We start from the raw sequence: 13,486 nt of genomic DNA on the forward strand, positions 1-13,486 counted from the left end.
AAGTATGTATAAAAAGTTATTAAAAAGAGCTATAGATCTAATAATAGCATTAATAGCATTACCTTTTTGGTTCATTATTTTATTAATTATTGGGCCAATCATTTATTTTCAAGACAAGGGTTCAATATTCTATAATGCTCCAAGGTTAGGTGAAAATGGTGAAGTTTTTAAAATGTATAAATTTCGTTCTATGAAATTAAATGCACCTGATTTAAGAAATGAGGATGGATCAACCTTTAATTCTGAAGACGATCCTAGATTAATTCAGATTGGTAAGTTCATTCGTAAGACAAGTTTAGACGAAACGCCGCAACTACTAAATATTATTAAAGGTGATATGAGTATCATTGGACCAAGACCAGATTTACCAGAGCATATTAAAATGTATGAAGGCGATGAAGAACGAAAACTTGAAGTTAGACCTGGTGTGACTGGGTATAACCAAGCATATTTTAGAAACACAGTACCTTGGAAAGAAAGAATTAAAAATGATATTTATTATATTGATCATTTATCATGGTGGCTAGATATTAAAATATTTTTTAAAACTGCCAAATCAGTTTTAAAGCGTGAAGATGTATTTGTAACAGATGATATTAAGAAGCTAAATAGTAAGTAAATCTATAATCTAGAGGGTGGAATATCTTATGCGCAAATATGTAGATGATGCATTTAATTTCTATGAATTAAAATGGGATACAGAATTTTTTGGTGTTTCAAGCGCTAAAGCTATTTTGAAAAAACCACTTTCATTAAAAGAATGGGAAGAATTGAAAACTAGATTCAATGATTATGAGTTTGTTTCTATTGTGAATAATAATTCAGATCCTATTAATGCACAAATAATAGGGAAGAATACTTCAGCATTCTTAGCAGATGTTAATATTCAATTTAAGAAGAAAATAGATAATATTTATGAGATGCCTTCTAATACTACTATTCATCGAGCGCTAGAAAGAACAAATCAAGTCATTGAATTAGCTGATTTTCAGAATTCTAAGTTTCTAGAGGATCATGAATTGGCAAAACGTGGTGGAGACAAAGTTTATCGTCAGTGGCTTATTAATTCATTCGACAACTCTGATAAATTTTTTGTTTTATCAAAAGATGAAAATGGAAAGATAAATGGTTTTCTATTATTTTCTTATTCGGATGATGCATGTGTCATTGAGCTTATAGCTGTGTCAAGAGATGTCACGAGTGGTGGTCTTGGTACAAGTTTGTTCAAAGCAGTAGAATATGAAGCAAATCAACGTGGTTATAATGAGATTAGAGTTGGAACCCAGGTGAAGAACATGGGAGCTATTAACTTTTATCAAAAAGTTGGATGTAAACAAGTAGGATGTCATCAAGTATTTCATTTGTGGAATTTGTAATCGGGTATTGTTAAATATAAAGATAGATGTGGTGAAAACATGAAAAAAATATTAGTTGTGGCGCAGTTCACTCAATTACCAGGAGAGAAAGGTAATAATAGAAGTAGATTTAAACTAATTTGTGAAATGTTGGTAAAAAAAGGATACGAAGTTACAGTTGCAACCAGTAGGTTTAGAGAGTTAGATCGCACCTTTAGAAAAGTAGAGACAGACGAGCTAAACCAAGCACCCTATAAAATAGAAATTTTAGATGAAGTAGGCTATTTCAAAAATATAAGTTTAAGACGAATTTATAGTATGTGGACTTTCAAAAATAGTCTAAGGGAATATTTGAAGAATACGAAAGAGAATTATAATTTAGTTTATTGCTGTGTTCCAGGTTTAGATAGTGCTCTAATTGCTGGGAAATATGCTAGTAAAAAGAATATACCTTTTCTTATTGATGTACAGGACGTTTGGCCTGAGGTTATGTATGATTTGGTATTGGATATTCCTGTGGTTAGTAAAACTTTATTCTTACCAATGCAAATAAATGCAAATAAAGTATACGCTATGGCAGATGGTATCATGGCTGTATCAGAAACTTACCTAGATATTGCTAAGAAAAAAAATACCAAAAGTAAACTTAATGATTATGTCTTTATAGGTACAGATCTAGAAAAGTTTGATAATGATATTAATTCTTCCAACTTCTATAATATCGAAAAGCCAAATGATGAATTCTGGATTGTTTATATTGGTTCTTTGGGACATAGTTATGATATTTATACTTTTATTGAGGGTACAAAAATTGCAATTGAAAAAGGGATAAACGTAAGACCAATAATATTGGGTAGCGGGCCACTTGAAAAAGATTTTAAAGAATATGCAAATAAGATTGGAAGTAATGCATTCTTTACAGGGTGGGTTGATTATGCAACTATGGGAAGTTATTTGAAAAAATCAGACGCTGTTATCAATGCTATTAAGAGAAAGGCTCCACAGAGTATTACCAACAAAGTGGGAGATTATTTATCATCAGGTAAACCTTTTCTTAATGGCAGCCAAAATCTGGAGTTTTTGGATTTGCTGAAGGAATATAAATTTGGAGAAAATTATGAACCTGAAAACCCAGAAAGCTTAGCTAAATCAATTCAAAAGTTGTTCAGTTATAGTAAAGAAAAAAGAGCTATGATGGGGGAGTCTGCTAGAAAGTTAGCGGAGTTAAAGTTTGACAGAAAAAAGACTTATCCAGAAATTATAAGTATGATTGATAAATTATCAAAATGAAGTGGGTAATTAGACTATGGGAGAAAGATTAAGAATATTACATTTACCTAATACACTTTCAAAGAAAAGTGGCATAATGAGCTTTATTATGAATTATTATAGAGCGATTGATAAAGATAAAATACAATTTGATTTTCTAGTATTTGATACCGATGAGGATAGTTATAAAGAAGAAATAATTAAGCTCGGTGGACGTGTGTATAGTATAAGTCGTGTGGCATCTAAAAACCCCTTTTTCATACAAAAAGAAATAAATAAATTTTTTAATAAACATAAAAATGAGTATAAGGTTATCCACTATCATGCTATTTCTATTTGGCATTTAGCACTTAATATAGCTAAAAAACATGGTATAAAACACCGTATTTCACATAGTCACGCTACTATGTATTCTGATAATAAACTGAGTGCTATTAGAAATAGAATGTTAATAAGTCAAATGAAAAAAAACGCTAACCACTACTTTGCTTGTTCCGAAGCAGCAGGTAGGTTCTTGTACGGAGAGAATATACTGAACGACGGAAAAGTCAATATAATAAATAATGCCGTGGACTGTTCTAAATTTAAATACGATAAAATAAAGAGAGATAAAATTAGAAAAGAATTGGGTGTAGAAAACGAGTTACTTATTGGTCATGTTGGTAGATTTAATGAACAGAAGAATCATTTGTTTTTAATTGCTATTTTTAAATATATATTACAAAAAGAACCTAATACTAAACTTATACTTGTCGGCGAAGGTCCTTTAAGGGAAGCAGTGGAAGAAAAAATTGAGATATTAAAAATCAAAAATAATGTCACTATTTTAGGGAAAAGAAACGATGTAGCTGATATACTTTGTGCTGTAGATATTTTTTTGCTTCCTTCATTATTTGAAGGATTACCGTTCGTTGGTGTAGAGGCCCAAGCTTCCGGTCTGCCAATTGTACTCTCTGAAAGCATAACGAAAGAGATTGGTTTGAATAATTATACGTTTATTAGTTTAGAAGCTTCTATAGAAAGTTGGGCAAATAAAATACTGTCCCTTAATTATAAAATAGATAGAAACACTTCCTATAGAAAAATAATGGAGGAAGGGTTTGATATCTATAAAGAATCATTTAAGTTAGAGAAAATGTATTTGGAAATGAGATAAGTATTAGTTTATTAAATTAAAGAGTTAAGAAAGGAAGCTATTTATGAAAAAAGTTATAATCTTCGATACATCTGTTGCGTCATTTAACAGAGGTGATGACATAATTATGCGAGGTGCTCGTGAAGGGTTAGAGGGAATTTTGTCAAATGCTTTTGTTACGAACTTCCCAACTCACACTCCAATTTTTCATTTTCATCAAACGTCAAAAATTAATCAAAATGTAAAGTGGTTACAACAGGCTGATTTTAAATTTGTTTGTGGTTCAAATTTATTATACTCTAATATGGTCAGACCCTGGCCGTTATGGAATATAAACTTTTTGGACTCAAAACCTATAAAAGACTGTGTATTAGTTGGAGTGGGGAGTGGCATCAATTCAAAGGGAATAAATCATTATACTAAGAAATTGTATAAATCGGTTCTTTCATCAGAGTATATTCACAGCGTAAGAGATAACAGCACTAAATTAATGTTAGAAAAAATGGGGTTTAAGGCCATAAATACTGGATGCGCAACATTATGGAATTTAACTAGTGATTTGTGTAAACAAATTCCAACAAAAAAATCTGAAAGTGTTATTTTCACTCTAACAGATTATAGACGTGACAAAATTAGAGATCAAAAAATGATAGAAATATTAATTAAAAGTTATAGAGTAGTGAAATTTTGGCCGCAAGGATCAGAGGATTATAATTACTTTCAAAGCATGAGTGGGATAGATTCTATTCCAGTTATCTCTCCATCAGTAGAAGCTTTTTCAATGGCTCTAAATAGTGATACGGATTATGTTGGGACTAGATTGCATGGTGGGATTTTTGCAATGCAGCATAAACGAAGATCATTAATAATAATTGTTGATCATAGAGCTAGAGAAATGAATAAGGATTTCAATCTCAAAGCGCTTGAAAGAGATAATATTGAGGAGCTAGAAATGTTGATTAATTCAGAATACGCAACAGAAGTAACAGTAGATAGAGAAAAAATAAATTCTTGGTTAAACCAGTTTAAGTAAAGTGTATTTCCGGTAAAATACGCCAGATAATTTACTAGTCACTTGTCTCAAGCTAAATTTAACTACTTTGGTTGTTACAGTTGTATGAGATAATTATTTGAATGCAACTAATTTAGTAGTATGAAGGCGGTAGATTAATGTTTTTATTATATTTCTTAATATTATACCTCATAATTATATCAATAATTTTTGAAAACCTACCTAAAAGTAAACAAAAAAGCTTAGTACTTATCATTCTCAGCTTTGGCTTGTTAGCTTTTTTAGCGATGTTTCGTTCCATTGATGTTGGTAATGACACATATGCGTATTTTGGCCTTTTTCAGCAAATAAATAGTGGTATAGAAATTTCAGCCTTTTCTCACAGGTATGAAACTGGTTTTCTGTATTTGAATAAATTTCTTTCGTTTTTTTCTGACGACTATCAAGTTATACCTATCTTCTCAAGTATATATATATATATACTTGTAGGTCGATTTATATTTAAATATTCCAAAAATATTGGGTTAAGTGTAATCTTGTTTTTTGCTTTAGGATACTTTGATTTATCGATGAGTGGAATTAGACAAATGATGGCGATAGCAACATTACTGTTAAGTTATGAAGCTCTTATAAAAAACAAGAAGTTTTCATTTTTCTTTACAGTTTTATTAGCTACAAGTTTTCATAATGCTGCAGTTATATTTTTATTAGCTTATCCTCTAATTAATTCTAAAATCAAAAGAAAACACAAGATTAGTATAGTTTTTTTAGCTGGAGCTATCAATCTCACGTTACCAATTATTCTTTCATATATCACCCTGTTTTTGCCTAAATACTCTAGCTATTTAGATTCAACATATTTTGATGGTACTCTTAGATTTGCAACCGTTGTATTAATATTAATGAATTTAACTTTATACGTTTTAGGCGAATCAATTAATAGTTTTTACCTGAAAAACAACATCGATGAAGGCCTGAGGGAAAAAGATACTTTAAATAAGAGAAACTTAACCTCATTATTTATTTTTTTATCTATTGTATTTCTGTTTTTATCTATAAATGGGACAATACTTTCGAGGTTTACTAATATTTTTGGAATATTCATGATTGTGTACCTCCCCAATGAACTTGTAAAAATTAAAAACTTGAACTTAAAAGCTATAACAGTCTCATCAGTAACAATTGTCCTGATGACTTATTTAATTATTGAACAGGTTTATAGACCTGAATGGCAGTCAACCTATCCGTATAGCTTTTTTTTCTTAAGATAATGAAGGAGCTCGAATATGATTATAGAATTTGTTGGGATTCCCGGATCAGGTAAAACTTATATTTCCCGTAAATTCCAGGAGTATATTAATTCTGATCTGAATATAGAAAGTAAATATGAAATACAAAATAGTAGAGACATTGTTAAATCAAGTGATCGGAACAAAGTTTTAAATAAGATTTTAGTAATTAATAAAATATTAAATATTAATTCTATGAATTTTATTTTTAAAATATTAGGTTCAAATAGACCTTTCTTTGAGAAAATATTAAGTATCTATTACTTTGCAAATAAAATTAGAGAGTATCAACTAATTAATGATAGTCTCAAGACTAATTCTACACACAAAAAAGTAGTTTTGATAGACGAAGGACTGTTGCATATTACTTCAAATATTTTTTTTGAAGAATTAAGGTTTGAAGATATTGATCTATTTTTTAAAAAGATTTATAAGAAGAATTATTTTAACCATAAGAAACTATTTGTTTTTATTGATAGTAATGACAGTTTAGTACGATTAACCTCAAGACCTGATGGGTTTCCAAAAATGTGGACCAAACTTAATGAAGGTGAAATTAAAGACAGAATAGCTATTATGAGTAAAAAACACTTAATAAAAAAAGAGTATGCAGAGTACAAAAAAATGAGCGCAATTTATTATGCCAACACATATGATGCGGGAACAGACTTAAGTAAACTATTCAATGAAATACTTACTTATATTGAAGTTGACAAGTGATGAAGAAAACAGCGCTTATATTAATATTAATAACAATTATTTCTAAAGTTTTAGGATTTGGAAGAGATATAGTTCTATCATATTACTACGGAACATCAAATATTAGTGATGCATATATAATTGCTTTATCAATCCCTTTAGTGATATTTGCATTTATAGGTAAAGGCATATCTTCAAGTTATATACCAATGTATAATAAAATTGAAAAGCAGGAAGGATTAAAAAAGGCAGAACTGTATACAAATAATATAATTAATATATTGTTTGTATTATGTACATTTTTAAGTGTTATATCATTAATATTTACCGAACAGTTAGTAAAATTATTTGCGGCGGGTTTTAATCAAGATACTATAGATATTGCTGTTATGTTTACACGATATGGGCTAATAGGTTTAAATATTACAATGTTAATTAGTATTTATAGTGCACTACTGCAAATAAAAGGTAATTATATTATACCTGCATTAATAGGATTTCCTATGAACTTTTGTATTATCATTACTATTATCATTAGTAGCAATGGAAATATTTATATCTTAGGAATTGGTTTATTTTTATCCGTGATTGCTCAGTTTCTTTTTATGCTTCCGTTTTTATTAAAAGAAAAAATTAAGTACAACCTGAAATTAAATATTAAAGACCCTAACGTTAGAAATATGATAGTTTTATCGATTCCAATTATTATTGGTGTTGCCGTTAATGATATAAATAAAATTGTTGACAGAACACTAGCATCTCAAATTTCTGAAGGTGCTATCTCAGCTCTGAATTATGCAAATAGATTAAGTAGTTTTGTTCATGGCACTATTGTATTATCAATTGCAACAGTTATTTTCCCAACAATGTCTAAGATGGCAGCAGAAAATAAAATACAGTTGATGAAAAAAACCATGTCTGAAGCAATTATTAGTATAAGCTTACTTATCGTACCCACTACTATAGTTGTATTATTTTTTGCCCAGCCCATAGTAGAATTAATTTTTGGAAGAGGTGCTTTTGATCGACAAGCCGTTGAGATGACGTCTAATGCTCTTATTTTTTATTCAATTGGGATGTTTGGTATAGGGATGAGAGAGATACTAACGCGGCCTTTTTATGCCCTCCAGGACACTAAAACACCGATGATAAATGCAACAATTGGTGTGGTTCTTAATATAATTCTTAACATTGTACTATCTAGATATCTTGGGATTGGTGGGTTAGCACTAGCCACTAGCCTATCAGCTACGATTACAATGATATTGATGTTTATTAGTTTAAGAAAAAAGATTGGGCCCCTTGGAATTAGCACAATGTTTAGTTCCTTAATAAAAATTACTCTAGCATCAGTTGTTATGGGTGTGTTGATGAACTTATTATTTTACTATTTACCTATAAATAATCAAAATCCATTACTGTTTATTGTTTTTATTGCAGGGATTATAATGTATTGCGTTATGATAAGTTTATTTAGAATAAACGAGGTTGATATTTTTATCAAAAACATAAAAGCTAAAATGAAGGTAGGGAACAGGTAACCGAGATGTATTTCCTGAGGAAACCTCTTTTCTAACAGTCTTCATAAGTTTTATGTGACAGCTATTGATGTAGAATATCCAATGCCTTTTGTTAATGTTGGGACTAGAGACTTTATGTTTGAATAATACAATAATGTTGACAACACAGGTACGAATTGTAGAAAACCGTTAATTATAATTAAGCTTAGTGGTAGCAAAAGTAAAGTAGTGATGCTATGTGGATATTATAAGTTAATTTGGTACTTTTTATTCTACACCTTTAGATAAATTATTATATTTTTGATTGAGTAGGTGAAATGAAATGTCTGTATTAATAACAGGTGGGGCAGGGTATATTGGTTCCCATACAGTAAAATATTTTTTAGATCAAAATGAAGACATTGTTGTTATCGATAACTTGCAAAGTGGTTATATGGATGCAGTTGACTTAGAATATTTTTATAAAATTGATCTTAGAAATAAAAAAGCATTAGATAAGATCTTTAAGACGCATAATTTCGAAGCAATAATTCACTTTGCAGCAAATTCCTTAGTAGGTGAGAGCATGACTAAGCCATATGAATATTACGATAATAATTTATATGGAATGATGTGTCTATTAGATGTAATGAAAGAAAACAACGTAAATAAGATTGTATTTTCCTCAACAGCAGCAACTTATGGTGAGCCTAAGAATATACCTATTCTTGAGGAGAATGAAACTAATCCAACGAACCCATATGGGGAAACAAAACTTGCCATGGAAAAAATGATGAAATGGTTTGGTCAAGCTTACGGTATTAAATATGTTTCTCTAAGATACTTTAATGCCGCTGGAGCCCATGAAAGTGGTAATATTGGGGAGGATCATGATCCCGAAACTCATCTGATTCCTTTGATTTTACAAGTTCCACTTGGACAAAGAGAGAAGATATATATATATGGTGATGATTATAAAACAAAAGACGGAACTTGCATTAGAGATTACATTCACGTCATGGACTTATCCTCAGCCCATTTTCTTGCTTTAGAATATCTAAGAAAAGATAGTCCTAGTGAAATTTTCAATCTAGGATATGGAAATGGTTATTCAGTTAAGGAAGTAATTGATGTAGCAAGAAAAGTAACTAACCACAAAATTCCAGTGGAAGTAAAAGAAAGAAGGGCAGGAGATCCAGCTGTATTAATTGCTTCTTCAGATAATGCAAAACGGATTTTAGGATGGGAGCCACAGTTTGACTCCTTGGAAAAAATAATTACTGATGCATGGAGATGGCATATGAAAAATCCCGAAGGTTATTTAAACAAAGAATAACTTCATGCGGCTCTCAACTAAATTCGTTATCACCAAAAGAGTCCTTGTGTCAGAAAAAATTCTTTAATATTCTGGCAATCATCTACAATTCAAAATGAGTTACCAAGTTCAAATTCATATGGAGGTACTGCCCATATATGATGGATAGTGTCTTTGGTCTGGAGAATTTCCTTTGGCCCATTTTCTTTTGCTTGAGTAAACCAATGTTGAAAGGCTTCTTTAAATTCATTGGCCAGCTTAACTTTCCCTCCACTTGTCTGACCCCTAATAAACGAATATATCTAGTTTACTGAAAATCTATTAGATTAGCCATTTAGGTGAACATACGTTTAATGTAACATATTCAGATGGAAATTTACATTTTAGTGAGACAGAAGGAGAAACTCACTTCAATTAAAAAGCATCCCTACAATGCTAAATAGATAGAGAACATAGTTAAAAACCATAAAAAAATCATCCCTGTGTCAGAATTAATTATAGACTATTCTGACAAAATATTACAATACACTATTAAATAATCGAACACCTAAAACCGTCCACTTGACAATCAGTTGGGCGGTTTTTAGCGTTTATTTATTTGACGCTTACTATTGAATCAAAGCATATTCTTTCTGTAGTTCTTAGTTTTTCAGTAGGGAATAATGAATACCCCAATGCATATCATATGGAAGGGGTAAGGGAATTAATAATAGGAGGAATGTAACTGTTCTGTTCTTCATGTGGTTCTAAAATGGTGGATGCAGCAAAATTTTGCTCGAGCTGTGGGAAGGAGGTCACCCTTCAAGATGATGATGTAAAATTAGCTCCACCCGATGATGATAATCATCTTCTTAAGTTATTTATTGGTGGAAAAAAGCAACATTATTACATACGAAAATGGTCAAAAGGTTTGACCTCTTGGAATTGGGCTGCCTTTTTCTTTTCCCTTTTTTGGCTTGGTTATAGAAAAATGTATAAACCGATTTTGTCTATTTTAGGAATTTTTATATTCATTGATCTAATAGTTGCCATACTAGGAATAGACAATGCTATTTTTAATAATGCGTTAGGTCTTACTGTCTCATGCACTCTCGGAATTTGCGGTAATAATTTATATCGACTTCATGCTTTACAACGAATTCGTGAATTAAGGGAAAAGAATCTAACTAAACCTGAACTATTTCTAGAAGAAATTCAGTTAAGTGGAGGTCCTAGTTGGAGAGGGGTTTTTGCTTCAGTTGGTTTTTTCTCCATTTATATTTTAATAGCATTATGCATTTTCAGCTTTGTTCCAGCTTTCAACAGTACGACAAAGGCAGTGAATGAAGGAAATTATGGTACTGAAATTGAGGTAATTGAAGTTCTTGAAAATAATATGCAGGCTCTTGAAAGTGAACATGTAGATGACTATATGGCTACGGTATATATAGATGAAGACCAAACTATATATGAAGAAACTAAAAAGATGGTAAAGGATTTATTTGCGAGTTTTGATTTGGCTTATGAAATGAACGACTTTGAATTTCTCTCGATTTCCGAGCAAGAGGTTAAAGTTCGCGTTACTCAAACAACAACTCTGATAAAAGGGGAAAACTTCCATAATAATGAATCTGTTTTAACACATACACTTAAACGCCAAAAAGAACAGTGGAAATTTAGTGGATCAGAAGTTGAGTCCGTGAATTATTTGGGGGAAACTCAATCCATCCAGATTAATGAAAATTTAGTTACTAATGAACCTACTTACATCACATTAATGGCTGATAGTATGTATGATTTTTATATGACAGAGGAAATTGATGTTAATGATGATGGTTTCCTTGAGATAGTTACCTTTAGAGGAGGACCAGAGGTAAATGACAACTATTTAAATGATCAAGTAGAGATACTAGTTGAATTTGAAACGGGTGATGTAATATCACTTACCGTAGTTGCGGAAAATGCTCCTACTCTATACTTATATGATATTAACCTAGACGGTGTGATGGAGTTATTCTATGAAACAGGTGCACGTGTAACTGGAACGGATATATTTCAATTCACCTCAAACAGCCTAGAATATGTAGAGACTTTTAATGGAGCAATTGAAAGATTAGATGAATATGAAGTATATACGAATAAGAATTATTACACATTAGATAAAAATTTGAAGGTTACTAACCATCCAGAAAATGATGAGGTTACTCAAAATGAAAATGCTGGTTCCGATGAAACAATCGGTTTCAATCAAGTGCAGCAATTATCGCTTGGTATCACTCAACAGGATTTTCTAAATAATTTCATCGAATTTTATAGCGAGAATTTACTGAAGGTGGACAGTAGTGAATTAATCGCGGATTATGAACTTACGAAGGATAAAGAAGGCACGTTCACTTGGCAACTTGAAGAAGATATTTACTTAATTGGTTCGATTAATGGTGATAACGTTTTAACAAGGGTTGCTATATATAGCGATCATAGTATTCCAAAAGAAACAGAAAAAGCGGCAGAATCTTCAAGGATTATTGTAAGTGCTGTTTATGCACTCATATATGCATTAGGTGATGAAGAGAACGTTGATACTATAATGCAAACTATTATGGACCAACAATACAAGGAGTTCAAAGATCAAGGAGAGTACATTTCCAATGATATAAAATATGTAGACTTTTCGTCGGATACAGAATCTATATTTCAAGCATTCCATGCGGAGGATATCTTGGATTAAAAACTGTCTCAAAACGTGTGTCTGTGTATGGGATAATCAACGATCCATATAATAAAAACCGACCTATTGAGTTATAGACATGCTTTAAAAGCATAGTATAGCTATATTGAAAATAGGGGGTAAATTAAGTGTCTAATGCTTATATAGATATTTTGGCTTACTTTGGAATTGGTGGGGCCCATCCTGGAGGTTTTAGTCTAACCCAATCTATATTGGAAACTGAAAATATACCACCAACCCATTCTGTATTAGATATAGGGTGTGGAACAGGACAGACTGCAGCTTTCTTAGCCGAAAGATTTAATTGTCAGGTGACAGCGATTGATAAGCATCCCGTTATGGTAGAAAAAGCAAGACAACGATTTAAAAATAATAAGTCATCCGTCCATGTGGTGGAAGGAGATATACAAAATATGGATTTTGTAGATAACTCCTTCGACTTAGTTATAGCCGAGTCTGTTATTGTTTTTACGGATATATCGAAGACGTTAAGTGAACTCTCCCGGGTTTTGAAAAGTGACGGGACTTTAATGATGATTGAAATGGTAGCTGAGCAATACCTATCAGAAGAAAAACAACAAAAAGCATGTAGTCTTTATGGTATCAATGAAATATTAGATAAAGATGAATGGTTATTACGTTTACATCAAGCTGGATTTACTCAAGTTGAAATAATCAGTACGCCATCTGTGCTTCTTCAAAGTGAAATAAATGACATAAATCCATCGGAAAACATAAAAATGGAACTTTTTGATCTATGGGAGAAGCATAACGAGTTTATATTTCATAACCGGGATATCATCGGGTATCGTGCATTTAAATGTCGCAAAGTATAGTAGTAGGGGACGCATGTCCCTGTGTAAGAAACTATTCTGACATTAAGAAGCTTAAACAAAATTTTTAAAAAGATGTTTAATCCGTTTTATGCGGGGTATATATTTAGTACAAGGCGGAACTACCGTAGGAAGGGACTGGTAAACGATGTGTTTACAAAAGACTTCGATGGATGATTTGCACAGCCTTGGCGGAAAATTTGCTTTACTGACGAAAGGTACGCTCGTCGGGAACCGATATATTTAGGTTCCGTTCCAATGTGTTTTACATGTAAGTGGAAGTTAAGTTTTTTGTGGAAGTGCACCTCAATGTCTAATAGTTTTTATTAGACACTATTTACTGCACTGACGAGATGAATGTTTAAATTGTCAG

The 13,486-nt window shown here is 31.4% G+C and carries 11 protein-coding genes; all 11 read left to right on the forward strand.

Translation table 11 applies throughout. The annotated features are described in order from the left end of the window. The first annotated feature begins 4 nt into the window (after nucleotides 1-4). Entirely contained in the window at nucleotides 5-619 is a 615-nt protein-coding gene (locus tag BM260_RS09610; RefSeq protein WP_093537138.1) for a sugar transferase, read from the forward strand. Nucleotides 620-647: 28 nt separating this feature from the next. Continuing rightward, nucleotides 648-1,376 (forward strand): GNAT family N-acetyltransferase, encoded by a 729-nt coding sequence (locus BM260_RS09615; RefSeq protein WP_093537139.1) that lies wholly within the window; start codon nucleotides 648-650, stop codon nucleotides 1,374-1,376. 39 nt (nucleotides 1,377-1,415) lie between these two features. Then, nucleotides 1,416-2,645 carry a glycosyltransferase family 4 protein gene (locus BM260_RS09620; RefSeq protein WP_093537140.1) on the forward strand — a complete coding sequence of 410 codons (1,230 nt, stop codon included), beginning with the start codon at nucleotides 1,416-1,418 and terminating at the stop codon, nucleotides 2,643-2,645. Nucleotides 2,646-2,661: 16 nt separating this feature from the next. Next, nucleotides 2,662-3,780, forward strand: a complete 1,119-nt coding sequence (locus tag BM260_RS09625) for a glycosyltransferase family 1 protein (protein ID WP_093537141.1) — start codon at nucleotides 2,662-2,664, stop codon at nucleotides 3,778-3,780. 43 nt (nucleotides 3,781-3,823) lie between these two features. Next, the gene (locus BM260_RS09630; protein ID WP_093537142.1) at nucleotides 3,824-4,792 is read left to right on the forward strand and encodes a polysaccharide pyruvyl transferase family protein; all 969 of its coding nucleotides are present in this window, start codon (nucleotides 3,824-3,826) and stop codon (nucleotides 4,790-4,792) included. Between the two features lie 137 nt (nucleotides 4,793-4,929). Then, a complete protein-coding gene (locus BM260_RS09635) occupies nucleotides 4,930-6,042 on the forward strand; it encodes an EpsG family protein (RefSeq protein ID WP_093537143.1) in 1,113 nt (370 codons plus the stop codon). A gap of 15 nt (nucleotides 6,043-6,057) precedes the next feature. Continuing rightward, nucleotides 6,058-6,780, forward strand: coding sequence for a hypothetical protein (locus BM260_RS09640; protein WP_093537144.1), 723 nt, complete (start codon nucleotides 6,058-6,060; stop codon nucleotides 6,778-6,780). After that, nucleotides 6,780-8,300: a murein biosynthesis integral membrane protein MurJ gene (murJ, locus tag BM260_RS09645; RefSeq protein WP_217646100.1), complete on the forward strand. Its 1,521-nt coding sequence runs from the start codon at nucleotides 6,780-6,782 to the stop codon at nucleotides 8,298-8,300. The genes BM260_RS09640 and murJ overlap by 1 nt, the downstream gene beginning before the upstream one ends. A 301-nt stretch (nucleotides 8,301-8,601) precedes the next feature. Continuing rightward, nucleotides 8,602-9,594 (forward strand): UDP-glucose 4-epimerase GalE, encoded by a 993-nt coding sequence (gene galE, locus BM260_RS09650; RefSeq protein WP_093537146.1) that lies wholly within the window; start codon nucleotides 8,602-8,604, stop codon nucleotides 9,592-9,594. Between the two features lie 703 nt (nucleotides 9,595-10,297). Beyond that, on the forward strand, nucleotides 10,298-12,280 hold the full coding sequence (locus BM260_RS09655) for a DUF2628 domain-containing protein (RefSeq protein ID WP_281249752.1): 1,983 nt from the start codon (nucleotides 10,298-10,300) through the stop codon (nucleotides 12,278-12,280). Nucleotides 12,281-12,408: 128 nt separating this feature from the next. Further along, nucleotides 12,409-13,116: a class I SAM-dependent methyltransferase gene (locus BM260_RS09660; protein WP_093537148.1), complete on the forward strand. Its 708-nt coding sequence runs from the start codon at nucleotides 12,409-12,411 to the stop codon at nucleotides 13,114-13,116. Nucleotides 13,117-13,486 lie beyond the last annotated feature (370 nt).

Source organism: Psychrobacillus psychrotolerans (assembly GCF_900115805.1).
Classification (GTDB): domain Bacteria; phylum Bacillota; class Bacilli; order Bacillales_A; family Planococcaceae; genus Psychrobacillus; species Psychrobacillus psychrotolerans.